The sequence below is a fragment of the Flavobacterium ginsenosidimutans genome, from assembly GCF_037478105.1.
Classification (GTDB): domain Bacteria; phylum Bacteroidota; class Bacteroidia; order Flavobacteriales; family Flavobacteriaceae; genus Flavobacterium; species Flavobacterium ginsenosidimutans.
Window position 1 is genome coordinate 1,150,649 of record NZ_CP147988.1, and the last position, 17,847, is coordinate 1,168,495.

The window sequence follows — 17,847 nt, forward strand, 5'->3', positions numbered from 1 at the left end:
TCATCTAAAAACTATATCGTAATATTGCAATATTAATATCGTCGTTATGGGAGCAACTAAAACAGAACATTTTACAGACGCACAAAATCAGATAGCGATTATTGCTAAAGCTTTGGGGCATCCCGCAAGAATTGCTATAATCGAATATTTATTAAAAGTTAACGAATGTATTTGCGGAGATATTGTCAATGAACTTCCTCTTGCCCAGCCTACAGTTTCGCAACATTTAAAAGAACTTAAAAATGCAGGCATCATTAAAGGAAATATTTCTGGAAATGCGATTTGTTATTGCATTGACGAAAAAACAATCGAAATTTTAAACTCTTATTTTTTAAAAATCACACAAACTATTTCAAAATCAAAATGTTGTTAAGACATTTTTTTTGATAAAGTTTATCGTAATATTGCATTTAAACAATAAACAAAAGATCATGAAATTATCAGAAGTAAAACAAATTTTACCAACATTAGATAATGTTGAGTTTCAATTGGAAAATGGGGCTTTTGTACCAGAACATTTTCATGTTACAGAAGTTGGAATAATCACCAAACATTTTATCGATTGTGGCGGAGTAATTAGAGATGAGAAAGTTGTAAACTTTCAGCTTTGGAATGCCAACGATTTTGAACATCGTTTAAAACCTTCTAAACTATTACATATCATTCAATTATCTGAAGACAAGTTAAGCATTGAAGACTTAGAAATTGAAGTAGAATATCAAAACGAAACGATCGGGAAATATGATTTAGGATTTAATGGAAAAACATTTATTCTGAAAAATAAAACAACTGCCTGCTTGGCTCAAGATTCTTGCGGAATTCCTACTGAAAAGCAAAAGATAAATTTAATTCAATTGAATGATAGTGCCTCTTGCTGTACGCCAAACTCAGGATGCTGCTAAAATGAAAGCGAAAATTATTAAATACAAAAAACCTATTATCATAACTGCGTCAGTTATTTTACTACAGCTAATTTTTGGCTTTGAGCCAAAGTTCTGCATTATAAATATCATTTGGTTATTCGTTTAAATTATGAAAAAGAAAATATTAATCCTTTGCACGGGAAATAGTTGCAGAAGCCAAATTGCAGAAGGCTATATGAAACATTTTACAGGCAATAAAGCTGAGGTTTATAGTGCAGGAGTCGAAACTCATGGCGTTAATCCAAAAGCGATTGCAACAATGCTGGAAGATGGCATCGATATTTCAAATCACACATCAAATAATATTGATGAATATCGAAATATTGATTTTGACTACGTTATTACAGTTTGCGATAATGCTAAAGAGCGATGTCCATTTTTTCCAACAAAGGCTATTAAATTTCATTATAACTTTCCCGATCCAGCAAAAGCAACTGGAACGGATTCTGAAATTGCCAACGAGTTTAGAACTGTGCGCCAAATGATAAAGGATTATTGCGAAAACTTTGTCATAGAAAATTTTGCATAACAAAAAGCTTCAGAGAAATCTGGAGCTTTTTGTTATTTTAAAAGAGAGAGAGAATAAGAACAAAAAAAAGACTTTTAACTCTTATTATGTGCAAAAAATATAAAATAAACACAATACAACATGCTTATTTTTACTATTTTTGATTAAATAAGTTTTATTATGAAGATTTCAAGTATTATTCCAACAGAAAAAATTATTGAACGTTTGCATTATGAAAATCCATGGTGGGTTTCGAAGGCTGTACATTCAGCCTATCAAAAGATGCAAAAACGACTTTATTTTGATTTGTTTTTTCCATACGTTAAAGAGAAGGAAATTCGACGAGCAGTAGTACTTATGGGACCGCGTCGTGTTGGAAAAACTGTAATGATGTTTCATTCTATAGACCAATTGATTCAAGAAAAAATTAATCCGCAAAAAATCTTTTTTGTAGGTATCGACAATCCTCTATATTTGAATCTTAGCTTAGAAGACATATTACTTCTCTGTAAAAATGCCGTAAAATTAGAAAGTTTAGATGGCTGTTATGTTTTTTTCGACGAAGTACAATACTTAAAAGACTGGGAAAGACACTTAAAGGTTCTTGTTGATTCATATCCTGATACCAAATTTATTGTTTCAGGTTCGGCAGCAGCAGCTTTAAGATGGCATAGCACTGAAAGTGGAGCAGGAAGATTTACTGATTTTATGCTTCCTCCATTAACCTTTCAGGAGTATATTCACTTGAAAAACATGAACCATTTGACAAAAGATGGTGAAATTGATTATGGCAATCGCAAAATTTCTTATACTTTGACACATGACATTAAAGCTCTAAATAAAGAATTTATTAATTATTTAAATTTTGGCGGTTACCCTGAAGTTGTTTTGTCCGAAAAAATACAAAGTGATATGGGAAGATACGTAAAAAATGATATTGTAGACAAAGTTCTTTTGCGAGATTTACCAAGTCTCTATGGAATTAAAGATGTACAGGAATTAAATCGCTTTTTTACTTACATCGCATATAATACAGGTAATGAATTTTCATTTGAAACAATGTCTAAGGAAAGCGGTATAAATAAAGAAACCTTAAAGAATTATTTAAAATATTTAGAATCTGCATTTTTAATTAAAGTATTAAACAAAGTTGATATTAATGCTAAACGATTGAAAAGGATAACTAGTTTTAAAGTTTATCTAACTAATCCATCTTTAAGAACGGCATTATTTTCTCCTATATCTGAAACAGATAGTGAAATGGGAAATATGGTTGAAACAGCTATTTTGTCTCAATGGATGCACAGAGAAAATTTAGACCTAACTTATGCCAGATGGAAAGATAAAAAAGAAGGAGAAGTAGATTTAGTACTTTTAGATGATCGAAAATTTAAACCGCTTTGGGCACTTGAGATCAAATGGAGTAATCGTTATTTTGATAAACCACAAGAATTAAATAGTCTTATACAATTTTGTAAGGCTAATGATTTCAAAAGCGCATTAATTACCTCTCTTGATAAAGATGGGATAAAAGAAATTAGTGATTTGCGCTTTACTTTTGTGCCATCAGCTTTATATGCATTTAATATTGGCGAGAATACTTTGAAAATGAAAAATACATCATTTTAAACATAATAAGAAAAGCTCTAGATTTCTAAGGAGCTTTTTTCATTCTGCCTCATTCCTTAACCAGCACTTCATTAATAACATCCAAAAGTTCCATTTCATCAATAGGAAATAAATGAAGTGCTTGTTCTAAAACCAACCCAACATCTATTGAAGATTTATTATTTGTATCGTTTTCTAATGCCATAATACACAATTTTAGCATACTGGTAATGACACAACCCAATTCTGAATAATTTAAAACTTTGATTTCGGCATTGTAATTTTTATCTGCTGGTTTTAGAATATTTAAATATTGAGCTGATAGTCTTTTAATGTATTCTAGGTCTTTTAATTCTTTAATATCCATATTATTATTTGTTTCATTTTCAATAATTCAAATATCTTAATATGGCTTCATAAATCGGTTATCTTATATGATAACAATACTTAATATTCCGTTAGGAATATTTCGTCGGTAGAAAAAAATGATTATTTAGCGCTATGTCTTGTAGGGACATCTGATTTTAGGAAAATAAAAAAACGTTCAATTAATCAAACGTTCCTACGGAACGTATATCTATAATTCATATTTAATTCTACCGACGAAACATTCTTACGGAATGAATAGCTACAAAAATCTTGTGTATATTTTTAAACACAATCGCATCAGATATTAAAACCAAAAATGCGTAAGACCAAAGCTCTTACGCACTTTCTTGATGAAACATTATAAAAAACGCCGTTTATCAACCTAAGAATGAAACTCTAAAATTGAGTACAAAATAGGATGTTGGATAATATTTACCTCGGTTAAGACTGTTTTTAAAAACTATTTATCGTCTTCTTCCGCCGCCTCCACCACCGAAGCCTCCGCCGCCCATACCGCGAGAACCACCACCCATTTGTCCAGCACTTGCTCTTGACGAAGAACCTCCTCTATTAAAATTGGAGTTTGAAGAACTTCCTCTATTAAGATTTGAAGTACCTGCACTTGGTGATGAGCTCTGGCGCGTTCTTCCTGACGCATTGGTATTTCTAGCGCGATCGGATGTTCCTGCTGAAGGACGTGTACTTGCAGATGCTCCTCCTCGATTATTGTTGTATCTATTATTGGCCGTATTATTTCGTACGGTATTAGATCTCATTTTGTTATTGTTGTAATTATTAAAATTGTTTCTGTTATTAATATATACATTGTTTCCGCCGTGGTAATGCCCACCGTGATAACCATGATGATGGTAATAATGGTTATGACGATAAATACCTACTGCCATTACTGTAAAAGCAGCAAAGTACGGAGGGTAAAATCCGTAATAGTAAGGTGGATAATATGGCACATAAGCTGGTGAATATACATACTGTACGATTGGTACAGTTTCTACCACAACTGCTGTTACGGCTGGTGTTGTGGTAACAGGATCATTTCCTGTATAGGCAGGATTTGCTGTTTTTGCAGGTTCTGATTTTGATACGGGTTCAATAACATAATCTTTACCGTATAAGAGTTCATCACCCACAATCTGCATTTTTACTTTTCCGTTTTTGTCTTTATCGACTAAAATAACGGCAACGTCCTGATTCTCTGATTTGCTTACTGCAACTTGAAGAACAAAAGTAAACGAGTTGCCATTTTTCTTGGTATTTACTTTTATGAAGTCTACTTTTTTATCCAGATTCAAATCCAGATTATTGATTCCTGTTTTCTCCAGATTCAGGTTTTTCTCAAATTCCTCAATGGTTTTTGATTTCTGAAACAGCGTCATTACAGCATACAAATCCAAATTATCTCCAGGAAGTCCAAGTTCTTTAACATCATTTTCAGACTGGCAAAAAATCAGCTGGGTAAACAAGAGCATTGTTATGGTCAAATATTTTGTGAATTTCTTTATCATAGTAAGAGTATAAAATATTAATAAGATGAGTAGAAAAGCTTCTTTCTATACTTTCTACTCTTTACCCAGAAATTGTCTAATGTTTTTTGGCTTGATCCAATTCACCAATAAAAGGAATAGCGTTTTGAATTTCAGATCGAATAGTTACTTGCAAGTACAATTCTAACTGCACAAATTTGGCAGCGTTGATTCCGCCAATTGCTTTAGCCAATTTAGAATGTGTTTTGGCAAGTAATTTTTCAGAATCCTGATTGTATTTTAAATTTGCGTTTGTCAATTCTGTAGCCTTAGCATCGCTAAGAGTCGAATAATTCTGAGCATAATCTTCTAAAATCTTAATCTTCTGCTGGCTTAAAGATTTGCGTTGTGATTCGTAACTATCATAAATTGGCTGAAATGCTGCATATTGTGTCTCAGATAAACCCAAATATTCTTTAACTACATCTGATTTAGATTTTCCATAAAGGTCTTGGATCAATTTGATTTCATCTGTAGAACTCTGTGCTGAAGCATTCAACCCCAAAACCATCATGAGTATAAATAGTATATTTTTCATAATTTTCAATTTATTCGTTTTAATTATTTGCTAAAATCATAGCTAAAAGTATTGGATGCTGTTTTATTCTGTCAATCCATCAGAAGCGCTCATATCTCTCAAGCACACATATTTGCCATCTCTTTTTTCAAAAAGGCTCATATAATTTCCTGTATTGATTGGAGTATTTGTAGAATCAGTTACTTTGTAATAACCAACTTCTACAACCATTTTTCCGTCATTAGAGACAAAAACTTCTTTGGTTTCAAATGAAATCACATTGGTATTATTAGCTAAATCTGATTTTAAAAACTCTGTTCTAGCTTCTTTACCAATAATTGGCGGTCTGTTTTGATAAAAAGTTATAGCATCTTCTGCGTAATACCCTATCTCTTTTAACTGACCTGCGTTGTATGTTGCAGCATATTCGTTTTCTTTTTCCTGAATCTCTTTCTTGACCTGTTTCAAGTCAATCGCAACATTTTCATCCTTTTTTGTATTGCAGGAAACCATTAAAACACAGAATCCCGCGAGAATCACTCTTGTAACTATTTTATTTTTCATATATATTTAATTTTCAAGTTGATATAAGATTATTTAATTTTACAAACGGGTCCAAAAATAGGTTTGCAAATACAGGTATATTTTAGTTATTACTAATAATTCAATTCAACGTTGAGCATGCCAATTACTCCTTTTGATCCTACTTGTGTTGGATAACTTAAATATCCAACTGGTGCATGGCTTTCGTACATTACTTCTGGGTTTATGCGGAAAAATTTGGTTTTGAAAGGGAACCAATTAACTCCGCAGGTTACTTCCCACGGTTTTCCGTAATCTCCGTTTATATAAGAATAAGTACCGTATGCCTGCAGTTTTTTATCAATAAGCATCGCAGAACCTTGAAGCGTAAAACCTGAATCAAAAAGTTTGGTTACTGGAATAGGACCTGTTGTTTCAAAATCTGACAGCCAGCGCATAAATACTTCTGCATCGAAAGAATAGCCATTATATTTTACGCCAGTATTTATCGCTGTCATTTGATATTTGGCATTGATTACCTGAGTATTTGGCGCAAAAGCATTTAAAGAAAAAATACCGGTACCATCAGATAATCTAATTTGAGAGTTTTCTGGTGCATCTGTGTCAGGTTGAGACTGGCGGTTCTCAGTGCTTCGTGTATAAGCTCCTCCTAAAATTGTAGCTGGTTTAGCATGTTTTTCGTAATCGCCATAAGTTGGTATTCTTCCAAAATTATTGGTTGTCCACCAAATTGCACCACTCCAAGTATCCATTTTATTGTCTAGCTGTCCCGCATCTACACCTAACTGGCTAAGGTTGTTACCTAGCATCGCTTTGTAAAAGACATTATCTGTAATTTGTCCTTGTGCATAAATACCTGTTGTGAAAGAACCTCTGAAGTATTCGTCGGCAATTGGTCTGGCATCTGATCTGAGCCACTCGGGCCATTGACCCAAAATAGAACGAACAGATGGCAAACCATTTATACCAATTCCTAACTCAAAATATTTATTAAACTTATATTGTAAATTCCCCGCTACTACAATTTGTGCACCTTGTCCTAAAGTTGCATTTGAAGTCCAGACGAAAACAGTATATCTTATTTTTGGGTCGGCAACCCAGCCTCTAAAATAAAGGTTCGATTTTTGAAACTGAAGATCTTGCCTTCTATCAATAGAAATAACATCTCCGTTATGATTGGTATAGCTGTCATCTATACCCATTTGATTTAAATATCGAACTAAAACATAAAAAGAAAGAGTCATTGAACCATATTTACCATCTGCCAGCTTAAAGCCACTTCCTCCGCGATGTCCTTCGTCAGATTCTTTAACAGTGATACTGTCGGGCATTGTGGTATTCATAATTTGACCCCATGAAAATTGGCTTATTAATAGCAAAAGAAGATATCTTAATTTCATAAAAATGGCTTTATTAATTTAAATACTGCCTTAACAAATAAAAATTACTGTTTAACATTGGCTGTCTCCCAGGCACGTACTTTTTGGCGTGCATTATCAAAAAGCTTGATGTAATTCTGCTTTCTTATTTTTTCACTTGTTTCAGGTTTAAGAGCTTTCCAAAGCGGCTGATATTTTTCGTAAACAGCCAAATAAAATTTTTGATCTGGTGGCGCAACTACATCTGTCCCGAATAAAAATCTGTCGGGATATTTATCCATTAATTCCGCACATTTCTTAATAATTTCTGGCGATGAAACGATGTATTTTGCAACCTCATCCCATGAAATATCAAAATAGACATTGGAATAAGCAGGATCATCCAATATGCTTGTTACAATATCGATATGATTTGGCGGTCTGTCTGTTGTAGAATCGTTTCCGTAACCTGCTGGATACACAATTCTTCCAAGTCCGATATGCGCCCAGATTATAGTTGTTTTTGAATGACGTTTGAGCAGATCCCGCATATCATTTAGATAAACGGGTTCTGTTTTTTGCTTTGCCATTGGCATATCCATATCATTATGAAGAATAACCACTAAACCCACTTTTCCTGCAAAATCCAAAATACTGTCTAAAGCCGGATTGGTTAAACTGGCTACTTCTCCAGCAACTTTTGCAGACACAAATTCTTTATGTATCGAAAATTCTCCAATTCCTGTAAAAACCCCTGGAAAGGTTCGCAGTACGCGTTCAATATGTTTGTAAGCATACATATCTGACGGATTAAATCCTGTAATCATAGGATCTAATCTTGCCTGCTTCTCTTTACTAAGCGATTTATACTGCATGGCAATAAAGGCATCGGTAAAAGAATAGTAATACAAAGGTGCATCTGTCTGTAAATAATATGTCGGACTGTAATTACCCGAATTTTGATACGACCATTGCTGCTGCAACGGAATTCCAAATAAAGTAGACCGCCCAGCTTTATTTCCCATTATTTCTAAGAACCTATCAGCAGATATTCCTTCTTGAATGTAATTGGTTAGATGAAAATGGCTGTCATTAAATAAATACTCCTCTTTTTGTGCTTTTTTTTGTCCAAATAAAACAACAGACTGTATGCATAAAAGAAACAGTATTGACTTCAGTTTTATTTTTTTCTGCATACTTTCTAGAGCTTATGTTCAACTTAATTTATCACTTTTAAAATCTTAAAAAGTTTACTTTTTAGGTGTAACAATAAAAGGGTTTACACCAAGCTCTTTTGCTATATCAAAAATAGCTTTTTGGGCTTTTACGCTATTTCCTGCCGCATTAAGCGGAGGCGAAATAACCGCAATTCCGAATTTTCCAGGACAAACCGCAATAAGACCTCCCCCTACACCACTTTTTGCGGGCAAGCCAACTGCATATAGCCATTGGCCAGAATCGTCATAAAGTCCTGCTGTAGACATAATTCCCATAGTAAAAGCACAAGTTTCTGGCGAAACCACTTTTTCTTTTGTAACTGGATTTACACCTCCGTTTGCCAGAGTCGATGCCATAACTGCAAGCTCTTTTGCATTAACATTTATGGCACATTGTTTTGTATAAATATCTGTAGATTGAACGGGATCAAAATACATACGTCCGTATGCTAACAGTAAATGTGCAATTGCCTGATTTCGCAAATTATCTCCAGCTTCGCTTATGTAAACTGGCTTATTTAATAGTAGTTTAGTTCCAGCAAAAGCATTATGAGTATCTAGAATATTTTTCCATTTGGCAACAGAATCATTTCCTTTTACCAAACTCACTGCGGCAATTGCTCCTGGATTTACCAAAGGATTGATTTCTTTTCCTTTTTGGAGTTCAACTGCCACGATAGAATTGAAACGAAGACCCGTTGCATCAACTCCAATTTTATCTGCTACAGCTCTTGGACCTTGTTCTTCAATAAGTCGTGCCAGTGTAAAAACTTTCGATATAGACTGGATAGATACACGCTGGCCTAAATCTCCTTTGCTGTACACTTTACCATCGGTAGTTACAATAGCAATTCCAAAAATATTCGGATCAACATTGGCTAATTCCTTTATGTAATCTGCATTTTTACCTTCTTGCAGATTTTTATATTTGTCGTATGCATGATCGATCGCAGCTTGATAAGACAATTCTTTTTGAGCAATTGCTTTAAACAATGGATTAACCAGCATCAATATTATCAGAATTATAAATCTAAGATTTGTTTTCATTTTGCCTTGTTTAAATTGGTTTATGGTTTACTTTAAATTGAGAATAACTTAATCGGAAATAGATTTTTAAAATATTTAGTATTCTTCAAATATTTTTTGAAGTTCAGCTAGGCTTCTCTGTTTAAGTAATGCAACAGACAATAGAATTCTAGATTTCTGCGGATTTAGCCCGTATGAAGCAATAAGTCCAAGTTCATCATCATTACATTCCACATTACGTCCTACAATTCCTGTAGCAACACGTGTGCTTCTTACCACGATAATTCCTTTTTTACTGGCTTTCGCACAAGCGTCAAGAGAAGCTTTGTTCATGTTTCCGTTCCCAACTCCAGCAATTACGATTCCTTTTGCTCCACGTTCTATAGAAGCATCGATTAGATCCGGTTTCATATCTGCATCAGCATAAATGATATCTACACGAGGAAAAGAGCTTACACCTTTAACATCAAATTCTGAGGTTTTTCCAAATTTTTGATCAGGATAATGGAAGAAATCATTTACTCCGTAAGAAGTAGTTCCGATAAGTCCGCGAATTGGAGACATAAAAGTCTGTACGGCTGTTGTACTTACTTTTGTTAAAGATTGTGCCGAATGAATCCAGTCATTCATCACCAAAAGCACTCCGTGTCCTTTTGCTTTAGGATCTGCAGCAACCGCAATTGCATTGTAAAGATTTAAAGGTCCGTCTGCGCTAATAGCCGTTGAAGGGCGCATAGAACCAACCAAAACAACTGGCTTGTCTGTTTTTGCAACAAGATTTAAAAAATAAGCGGTTTCTTCCATTGTATCCGTTCCGTGTGTGATTACGAAACCATCTACATCTTTGCTAGAAGCTAATTCGTTAATTCTATTTGCAACTTTAAGCATGATTTCAAATGACATATCCTGAGAACCTACATTCGAAATTTGTTCTCCTTTAATATCTGCAAGTTTCATAGCATCTGGAACTGCATTTACCATTGCATCGATAGTTACTTGTCCAGAAGTATATCCAGATTGAACACCAGTTTTTGCTGATCCAGCAATAGTTCCGCCAGTTGCCAAAATAAGAACTTTAGGTTTTGCCTGTCCAAACATGCCGATGCTTAGTGAAAGCATTGCTATTAAAAATATTTTGCTGCAAAAATTTATATTTAATTTCATGATTATTTTGTTTTAAGATGATGATTATTTTTGCCCTGTTAAGCTTACTGGATCAAGAAGTTTTTTAATCTGATCTTCTGTCAACAGTTTCTTTTCACGAATAAGCTCCAAGATTCCTTTATTAGTCGAAAGTGCTTCTTTAGCTAATTCGGTAGTTTTTTCGTAACCCAGAATAGGATTAAGAGCCGTTACAATACCAACACTTCTGTCCATGTAATGCGCTAAAATGTCTTTATTAACCGTGATACCATCAATACAATTTTTTCTAAACAATGGCATTGCTTTAAAAAACAATCCCTGTGATTCCATCATGGCAATAGCTTCAACAGGTTCAAAAGCATTTAATTGCAATAAACCAGAATGTGCCGCAAGAGTTACCGTAAGATCGTTACCCATTACTTTAAAACATAACTGATTCATAAGTTCTGGCATTACTGGATTTACTTTCCCTGGCATAATAGAAGATCCCGGCTGAAGTGCAGGAAGATTAATTTCGAAAAGGCCAGTACGAGGACCTGAAGCTAAGATTATCAAATCACTGCTTATTTTTGATAATGCAACTGCCATACTTTTAAGTGTAGATGAATACATAACAAATCCTTGCTGACTCGTAGTTGCGGCAATAAGATCTTTACTCATTACAATTGGTTTTCCTGTAATTTTTGCAAGATGTGTCGCTACTTTTTCAGCATATCCTGGAGAGGCAGTAATTCCTGTTCCTATGGCTGTAGCTCCCATATTTTGTTCGCATAAAAAAACTTCCGATTTTTTCAAAGCATCAATCTCAGCATCAAGCTGATTGCCAAAGGCATGAAACTCTTGTCCAACCGTCATTGGAACAGCATCCTGCCCTTCGGTTCTTCCCATTTTTACGATGCCTTTAAATTCATCTCCTTTTTTGTGGAATGCTTTCGCAAGAAGATCAGCTTCTTTGACCAATTTATCATTATGAAGCAATAATGCTACTTTTATAGCTGTTGGGTACACATCATTTGTAGATTGTCCCATATTTAAATCATCATGAGGTTCAATGTATTGGTACTCTCCTTTTTTATGTCCACTAAGTTCCAATGCGATATTCGCTAGCACTTCATTGACATTCATATTAGCAGAAGTACCAGCTCCTCCTTGATACAAATCAACCAGAAACTGATCGTGATATTTTCCGTCAATTACTGCTTGGCACGCTTTTTCTATCGCAGCAAGTCTGTCCTTTTTAAGTCGGCCAACATCTGCATTGGCACGTGCTGCTGCCAATTTAACCATTGCAAAAGCTCTTACATAGTCAGGATAAAATTGAGTTGTCATTCCGCTAATTTGGAAATTCTCTAATGCACGGGCGGTTTGTACTCCGTAATATGCATTTGCTGGAATCTGTTTTTCTCCTAAAAGATCTTTTTCAGTTCGGGTCTGAGCGTTTAGAGCACTTATAGACAATCCGAACAATACTAGATATTGTATAGTTTTATACATGTTTTCTTTTTTTTTTTTGATTAAGAAGCAGAAACTTCTTTATTGATTTTTTCTATAGAATGACTCTGAGAAGTTGTATTTAAAAGAAAACTGTAGTTTACTAATGGAAGTATTCCATCCGTCGTTGAAATTTTCGCGGTCACCCCACTGAAATTCAACTCCTACCATACAATTTTTCACAGGAGTATATAAAAGATTTACAAGAGCATATTGTCCCTTTTTAAAAGCGTCATCTTCTTGTCCGTCTGTGTTATCGATATCAATCATCGAATATCCTAGCGAAGTACTAAACTTATCACTCCAAGTGTGATCTAAAAAGGCTACGACCCCAATTAAAGGAAGCGCAACACCTTTTACGGGAGTTACAGGATTATTAGGATTGGTTTCAATAGCGACATCTACTGGCGCATCATTCATGTAGTTTTGTATTCCTTCACCGTACACAACTTGTCCTCTAAAAACATCACTTTTTCCAAAATTGATATTGGTACTTAAATTAAGTCCCCATCCTACTGCATCTCCAGACAAATCAAATTGGTCATTATTTTGATCTTTCCATTCAATTTTTCTTACTATACCAGCCAACTCAATATAGCCCCACTTTGTTCCTAGATGATATTCTGCTGAAAGGTCTGGCAACGGAAATCTTGCTTTTACTCCTTGCAATTCCACACGATTTGCATAATCTCCTTGATCGGCACTTGCTCCAGGTCTTTCTAATGCAATTGTTAAACGGGTATCTCCTTGGATAGGCATATAACGTATTTGAATATTACGGAAAAACACCATTCCAGTTGGTCCCCAATACTCTAATGAATTTGGAAATACTCCAATATCCATAAAGGGGCTCCAAGTTTGTCCTGCCCCAAATTTTCCTAATTCAGCATAGGCATGACGCAAACGAAAAGTAGTCTGACCAGCATCTACTCCTGTTCCGAACAACTCAAATTCGAATTGTGTTTTTAATTCTCCAAGTCCTGTATCAAAATAATTTTTAAAACCTAATCTAGTCTGACGTACAGAAGCGTAGTAATTACCATCTGGTCCGTACTCATTTTCAAAAGAAGGCAGTTTAGTCGGCCTTACCACATCATACCAATCTGATTGAATTTGATTAAAATTATAACCAATATCAGTCATAATAAATCCATAGATTTCCATACTTTTTTTAGCGCTATCATCTTGAGCTTGCACAAGATTTGCTATAAGAAAACAAATTATAATGGCACGATACCTGATCTTTACCATTAATAAAAATTTTTTTTTCATAATGATTATAGTTTGTTTGTTGTGGGTTTACTATTCATTCCGTTTTTTACAATATGGGTTTAAAATAAAAGACACTTTATTTTTAAAAAAATCTGTATTCTCAATTATTGGTTTTTAATGCCGAAAAGTCTTCTTCATTTTTGTGAAAATTTCTTGTATAGAGACAAAAAATTCCATCAGGTTTCACATTGGGTAATCATTTTTCATCAAAAAAGACAAAAAAATAAACGCTTTTCACTGATAATCAAACAAATATAATCAATGCCTGCCGACGATTAGAGTTAATAACCGTTACATTTAACCGTTAAAATATCAGATTAATAATACTAACATGTTAAAAATTTTCATAAATTTATAACGCCATAAGCATTTGGTCTTTAACATTTTATACGCCGCAGTGAGTTTTTTTTGACATTAATAATTTTCTAATAATTTATTATGGAGTCTATAAAAAAAATCCCCCCGGATAAAATTTATAATGAGCTGGAAAATGTTTTAAAGTTTTATTCTTTTAAGAACTCAACTCTTTTAAGTAATTTTCTGCGCTATATTGTCACAGAGACTATCGATGAAAGACAGCAGTTTATTAAAGAATACTCTATAGCTGTAAATGCTTTAAGCAGACCTTCCCATTTTAATCCGCATGATGACGCCATGGTTCGCATTCATGCAGGACGATTAAGAAAATTACTTTCGGAATATTATTCTTCTGACGGAAAAGACAATTCGGTTATCATTAATGTGCCAAAAGGCGGTTATGTTCCAGAGTTTATTCATAATAATAAAATGAGACATACTGATCTCCCTGTCAGTACTAGTAAAACCAGTCCTTTGATTACCGTTTTTCCTTTTAAAACAATGGCCCACCGACCAGATTTAGAAGCCTTTTCGCAGATTCTTTCCGAAGAAATCAGTGCAGAACTTTCCCGTTTTCAGGATATATCTGTTATTGGACATTTTTCTCCTGGGGCTATTTCAAAAATTAATGAAAACATTTTAGAAGCGGCCAATCTGATTGGAGCAGATTTTATTATTACAGGACACATTCAAATTGTCGATAACAAACTGCATATAAGGATCAGCCTGATAAGCTCATCTTCAGGAAAATTCATTTCGACAAAAGTATTTACTCCCACTACTATTGATGATGGGATTAGAATTCAAAATGAAATTGTAAAAGACATTGTTTCTACCATGGGCGGTTACTATGGCACTATTTTTAAAGAAATGGTAAAAACTTCGCCATCTAAAATATCAAATAACTCTAGCATTTTAAAAGCAATATGCAGCTATCATGAATACCAATGTTCCTATTCTATAGAAAATTATGCTACTGCTCTTTCTAATTTAACTGAAGCCGTAGAATTAGACCCAAACCATTCAATAGCCTGGGCAATGCTGGGCGAAATGCATTTAGCTTCTATTGCGCTAGGATTAGACAATTGCAAAAAAACAATCGAGAAAAGCAGTCATTGTATCACAAAAGCCTTAAATATTGATCCTAATTGCCAGCAAGCTTGGTATGCACAAGCTCTCTTGCATTGTTTTAGAAAAGATCAAGACAACTGTCTTTATGCCGCAGAGCAATGCATAAAAATGAATTCTAATTCTTCTGGTATTGCTTCAGGAATAGGCTGTATACTAATTTTTGCAGGTTATTTTGAAAAAGGCTTTAATTTATTAGAAAATGCCACCCATATGAATCCTGCACATCCATGGTGGATTAGCGTTGGATATTGCTACTATTATATTCACAAAAAAGAGTATCAAAAGTCTTTATACTGGGCAGAAAAAATGGATTTTAACGAAACCATTTGGGATCCTTTGCTCAAAGCCGTTTCTCTGTCTCTGCTGAGTGAAGAAACTGCTGCGAAAGTACATTTAAACAACCTTATAGAACTACAGCCTTTAATTGCCACCGAAATAAAAGAAATACTATCTAGTTTCATGTTTTCTGAAGAAATTGTTTTTAGAATCATAAACAGCTTAAAAAGAATCGGATTAAAAGATGACTTTTGATTCTTATATAAATTGAATTCAAAAAAAAAATACGTAAAGCGAAATAATAAAGCTTTGCGTATATTTATTTATAAGTTTAGTGAATTGTTTAATATAACTCATCACAAAAGAACTCTGAATTTTACTAACATTCAAAAAATCAGAAAAATATATTGTACCAAATGTTGGGCATACTCCTCACAAAGAAATGCCAGAAACTATAATAGAAAAGACTGCAGCGTTTATTACCTGTTGTAATTAAGCCATTTTCTTTGCTAATCGTTTTTTCTTTTCCAATAATCTAAGATGATTTTCGGCACATAGAATTTTCTCTGTTGTGCCATTTTTTTGAATTTCAATCAGATAATGAAAATCTCTTTCTTTTGAAGTAGATTTTATGATCAGCCCCTTTTTAAAATCCATTTTTCTTTCGATAACGGTCGCCTCATAAGATCTCCCACTCAATGCAGTGTAGGATACATCTTGTCCTTTTACAAATTTCATCGTTTTAGCCGTTTGTTCTTAATATTTGCTAACACTATAAAGTCAAAAAACTAATCTTAAGGGGATTGATTCGTTTTTTTCCTTCTTCGGCGAATGTATAAATATCCAACAATTTACACCCCCGTATTTATACCTGTTTTCACATTAAGGTTTCGTTAAATTTTTAATGCAAAAAATAGACTTTAACCCATTCAATAAGTAAAATCAGACAAAACTAATTTCAATTCAGATCATTATTATTTGCTTTTCTTAAGCGCATCGAGCAATTCAATCATATCAATCACTGCGTAAGTTGAACAATAATCGGATACAGCATAAGGAAGAATCAAACTATTGTTATGAATAATTGCTCCGCAAGAATACACCACATTTGGCACATAACCTTCACGCTCATCTTCCATTGGCGAAAGCAATGGCTCTGTAAGTCTTCCAATTTCTTTTGACGGATCATCAAGATCAAACAATGACGCACCAATACAATAACGTCTCATTGTTCCTACTCCATGTGTAATTACAAGCCATCCTTCTTCGGTCCAAAGTGGAGAACCGCAATTTCCTATTTGGGTTAATTCCCAAGTAAATTTAGGTTCTTGCAACAAAATAGGTGTGTTCCATTGCGTCACTCTATCTGAATACATAATATAATTATTAACGCCATCAATTCGCGCAAGCATGGCATATTTTCCTTTTACTTTCCTAGGAAATAAAGCCAGATTTTTATTCTGTGCACCTTCGCCATGAAGCGGCATTACTCTAAAACTATAAAAATCTTCAGTCGAGATTAATTTAGGCAAAATTGTATGTCCATTATAAGCCGTATAGGTTGCCATAACCCGACTCGAGCCGTTATCATCTGTAAAACGTACAAAACGGGCATCTTCTATTCCACGGCTTTCAGAATCAGAAATCGGGAATATGACGCGTTCCGTTATGTCTGAATCATGTTTAAATTGTAGATCGTAAAAAGAATTCGCAAGCCATAAAATCTCTTCCAGCGCTACCTTCCTTTCTTCTCGAATTAAAGGATCGCTTAAAGCCTCAACCAGCATATTTTTTAAAATGGCAAATTCAAACTCTTCAGGTAAATCCTGCATAATCTGGACAATATATTTATCCGCTGTATGCATTTCGTACAATTTCGTTAAAAATCGTTCTTTATTAAATAAGGTTTTATGCTCAATTTCTGCCTTATCAATATGATTTCCAATCTTCATTATATGCAGATTATTTTCACGGTCTAAAATTGCTCTTCTAAAAACAATTGACGAAATATGACCTTCACCTGTAGCACGAAAAGAAATAATAACACGTTTTTCTCCTGCTTCGAGTCCTGTCTGATCAAAATCTTCTACTATTGAAGGATTAAAAATCGCCGCAGATTCAATCGCATATTCCATTGTACAATAAGACCCAATCAGCATTTTGCGGTCGAGAGACAACGTTTCATAATTGATTTTCATTTCTTCAATTATTGGCCTTATTCTTTCGCAGTGTCTAAAGAAAACTGTCGAAATATTACGGTGTCTTCGAGCAAATTCGCGAAGTGTCTGCTCTAAAGTTTGCAATACTTGCTTTTCGTCCAACAACATTATACGAAGTACCATTTGCTGGGTTCTTTCTTGCCCATTCATAAAATATCGGGCAACAACTCTTCTTGAATCTGGTAAAAGTTTTATATTTTTTCGAACAACGGATACTCGCATAACTGGAAATTTTGTGACTACAACATTTAGGAATCTTTTATTACACAACAAGTTAGTGAATTTTGTTAAAGAAAAAAACTTAATTTTTATTAAAACTTAAAATTTACGTTTAATTACACATCTTTT

The 17,847-nt window shown here is 34.0% G+C and carries 17 protein-coding genes; 5 read left to right on the plus strand and 12 right to left on the minus strand.

Going from position 1 to position 17,847, the window contains the following annotated elements; genetic code table 11:
- Positions 1 to 46 precede the first annotated feature (46 nt).
- The 4 genes from V6624_RS05155 (at position 47) to V6624_RS05170 (ending at position 3,060) form a co-directional block, all read left to right on the plus strand.
- Positions 47 to 373, plus strand: a complete 327-nt coding sequence (locus V6624_RS05155) for an ArsR/SmtB family transcription factor (protein ID WP_111283096.1) — start codon at positions 47 to 49, stop codon at positions 371 to 373.
- A gap of 58 nt (positions 374 to 431) precedes the next feature.
- Complete coding sequence (locus tag V6624_RS05160) at positions 432 to 902, plus strand: DUF6428 family protein (protein WP_111283094.1); 471 nt, start codon at positions 432 to 434, stop codon at positions 900 to 902.
- Positions 903 to 1,032: 130 nt separating this feature from the next.
- Positions 1,033 to 1,452: an arsenate reductase ArsC gene (locus V6624_RS05165; RefSeq protein WP_111283092.1), complete on the plus strand. Its 420-nt coding sequence runs from the start codon at positions 1,033 to 1,035 to the stop codon at positions 1,450 to 1,452.
- A gap of 159 nt (positions 1,453 to 1,611) precedes the next feature.
- Positions 1,612 to 3,060 carry an ATP-binding protein gene (locus V6624_RS05170; RefSeq protein ID WP_111283090.1) on the plus strand — a complete coding sequence of 483 codons (1,449 nt, stop codon included), beginning with the start codon at positions 1,612 to 1,614 and terminating at the stop codon, positions 3,058 to 3,060.
- A 49-nt stretch (positions 3,061 to 3,109) separates the two neighbouring features.
- On the opposite strand, the gene V6624_RS05175 is transcribed toward V6624_RS05170, so the two are convergent.
- The 10 genes from V6624_RS05175 to V6624_RS05220 form a co-directional block, all read right to left on the minus strand.
- On the minus strand, positions 3,110 to 3,406 hold the full coding sequence (locus V6624_RS05175; RefSeq protein WP_111283088.1) for a hypothetical protein: 297 nt from the start codon (positions 3,404 to 3,406) through the stop codon (positions 3,110 to 3,112).
- Positions 3,407 to 3,872: 466 nt separating this feature from the next.
- On the minus strand, positions 3,873 to 4,931 hold the full coding sequence (locus V6624_RS05180; protein WP_239455550.1) for a hypothetical protein: 1,059 nt from the start codon (positions 4,929 to 4,931) through the stop codon (positions 3,873 to 3,875).
- Positions 4,932 to 5,007: 76 nt separating this feature from the next.
- Entirely contained in the window at positions 5,008 to 5,487 is a 480-nt protein-coding gene (locus V6624_RS05185; RefSeq protein WP_338841140.1) for a hypothetical protein, read from the minus strand.
- 63 nt (positions 5,488 to 5,550) lie between these two features.
- Complete coding sequence (locus V6624_RS05190; protein WP_111283084.1) at positions 5,551 to 6,030, minus strand: YybH family protein; 480 nt, start codon at positions 6,028 to 6,030, stop codon at positions 5,551 to 5,553.
- Positions 6,031 to 6,122: 92 nt separating this feature from the next.
- Positions 6,123 to 7,352 (minus strand): hypothetical protein, encoded by a 1,230-nt coding sequence (locus V6624_RS05195; RefSeq protein ID WP_111283082.1) that lies wholly within the window; start codon positions 7,350 to 7,352, stop codon positions 6,123 to 6,125.
- 101 nt (positions 7,353 to 7,453) lie between these two features.
- Entirely contained in the window at positions 7,454 to 8,563 is a 1,110-nt protein-coding gene (locus tag V6624_RS05200) for an amidohydrolase family protein (RefSeq protein ID WP_111283080.1), read from the minus strand.
- A gap of 54 nt (positions 8,564 to 8,617) precedes the next feature.
- Complete coding sequence (gene glsA / locus V6624_RS05205) at positions 8,618 to 9,631, minus strand: glutaminase A (RefSeq protein WP_338841142.1); 1,014 nt, start codon at positions 9,629 to 9,631, stop codon at positions 8,618 to 8,620.
- Between the two features lie 75 nt (positions 9,632 to 9,706).
- On the minus strand, positions 9,707 to 10,774 hold the full coding sequence (locus tag V6624_RS05210) for a type II asparaginase (protein ID WP_111283076.1): 1,068 nt from the start codon (positions 10,772 to 10,774) through the stop codon (positions 9,707 to 9,709).
- A gap of 24 nt (positions 10,775 to 10,798) precedes the next feature.
- Complete coding sequence (locus V6624_RS05215) at positions 10,799 to 12,247, minus strand: aspartate ammonia-lyase (RefSeq protein ID WP_338841143.1); 1,449 nt, start codon at positions 12,245 to 12,247, stop codon at positions 10,799 to 10,801.
- Positions 12,248 to 12,286: 39 nt separating this feature from the next.
- Positions 12,287 to 13,516, minus strand: a complete 1,230-nt coding sequence (locus tag V6624_RS05220; RefSeq protein ID WP_338841144.1) for a DcaP family trimeric outer membrane transporter — start codon at positions 13,514 to 13,516, stop codon at positions 12,287 to 12,289.
- Between the two features lie 438 nt (positions 13,517 to 13,954).
- Here V6624_RS05220 and V6624_RS05225 point away from each other — a divergent pair, with 438 nt between their 5' ends.
- Entirely contained in the window at positions 13,955 to 15,535 is a 1,581-nt protein-coding gene (locus tag V6624_RS05225) for a hypothetical protein (RefSeq protein WP_338841145.1), read from the plus strand.
- 237 nt (positions 15,536 to 15,772) lie between these two features.
- Here V6624_RS05225 and V6624_RS05230 read toward each other — a convergent pair whose 3' ends face one another.
- Positions 15,773 to 16,018 carry a hypothetical protein gene (locus V6624_RS05230; RefSeq protein WP_111283070.1) on the minus strand — a complete coding sequence of 82 codons (246 nt, stop codon included), beginning with the start codon at positions 16,016 to 16,018 and terminating at the stop codon, positions 15,773 to 15,775.
- A 236-nt stretch (positions 16,019 to 16,254) separates the two neighbouring features.
- Positions 16,255 to 17,721, minus strand: coding sequence for a glycoside hydrolase family 130 protein (locus tag V6624_RS05235; RefSeq protein WP_111283068.1), 1,467 nt, complete (start codon positions 17,719 to 17,721; stop codon positions 16,255 to 16,257).
- Positions 17,722 to 17,847: the final 126 nt, after the last annotated feature.

What these genes read in the sequence shown, in the direction of transcription:
- V6624_RS05155 (WP_111283096.1), top strand. Translation starts at nt 47, where the DNA reads ATGGGAGCAACTAAAACAGAACATTTTACAGACGCACAAAATCAGATA.
- V6624_RS05160 (WP_111283094.1), top strand. Translation starts at nt 432, where the DNA reads ATGAAATTATCAGAAGTAAAACAAATTTTACCAACATTAGATAATGTT.
- V6624_RS05165 (WP_111283092.1), top strand. Translation starts at nt 1,033, where the DNA reads ATGAAAAAGAAAATATTAATCCTTTGCACGGGAAATAGTTGCAGAAGC.
- V6624_RS05170 (WP_111283090.1), top strand. Translation starts at nt 1,612, where the DNA reads ATGAAGATTTCAAGTATTATTCCAACAGAAAAAATTATTGAACGTTTG.
- V6624_RS05175 (WP_111283088.1), bottom strand. Translation starts at nt 3,406, where the DNA reads ATGGATATTAAAGAATTAAAAGACCTAGAATACATTAAAAGACTATCA.
- V6624_RS05180 (WP_239455550.1), bottom strand. Translation starts at nt 4,931, where the DNA reads ATGATAAAGAAATTCACAAAATATTTGACCATAACAATGCTCTTGTTT.
- V6624_RS05185 (WP_338841140.1), bottom strand. Translation starts at nt 5,487, where the DNA reads ATGAAAAATATACTATTTATACTCATGATGGTTTTGGGGTTGAATGCT.
- V6624_RS05190 (WP_111283084.1), bottom strand. Translation starts at nt 6,030, where the DNA reads ATGAAAAATAAAATAGTTACAAGAGTGATTCTCGCGGGATTCTGTGTT.
- V6624_RS05195 (WP_111283082.1), bottom strand. Translation starts at nt 7,352, where the DNA reads ATGAATACCACAATGCCCGACAGTATCACTGTTAAAGAATCTGACGAA.
- V6624_RS05200 (WP_111283080.1), bottom strand. Translation starts at nt 8,563, where the DNA reads ATGCAGAAAAAAATAAAACTGAAGTCAATACTGTTTCTTTTATGCATA.
- glsA (WP_338841142.1), bottom strand. Translation starts at nt 9,631, where the DNA reads ATGAAAACAAATCTTAGATTTATAATTCTGATAATATTGATGCTGGTT.
- V6624_RS05210 (WP_111283076.1), bottom strand. Translation starts at nt 10,774, where the DNA reads ATGAAATTAAATATAAATTTTTGCAGCAAAATATTTTTAATAGCAATG.
- V6624_RS05215 (WP_338841143.1), bottom strand. Translation starts at nt 12,247, where the DNA reads ATGTATAAAACTATACAATATCTAGTATTGTTCGGATTGTCTATAAGT.
- V6624_RS05220 (WP_338841144.1), bottom strand. Translation starts at nt 13,516, where the DNA reads ATGAAAAAAAAATTTTTATTAATGGTAAAGATCAGGTATCGTGCCATT.
- V6624_RS05225 (WP_338841145.1), top strand. Translation starts at nt 13,955, where the DNA reads ATGGAGTCTATAAAAAAAATCCCCCCGGATAAAATTTATAATGAGCTG.
- V6624_RS05230 (WP_111283070.1), bottom strand. Translation starts at nt 16,018, where the DNA reads ATGAAATTTGTAAAAGGACAAGATGTATCCTACACTGCATTGAGTGGG.
- V6624_RS05235 (WP_111283068.1), bottom strand. Translation starts at nt 17,721, where the DNA reads ATGCGAGTATCCGTTGTTCGAAAAAATATAAAACTTTTACCAGATTCA.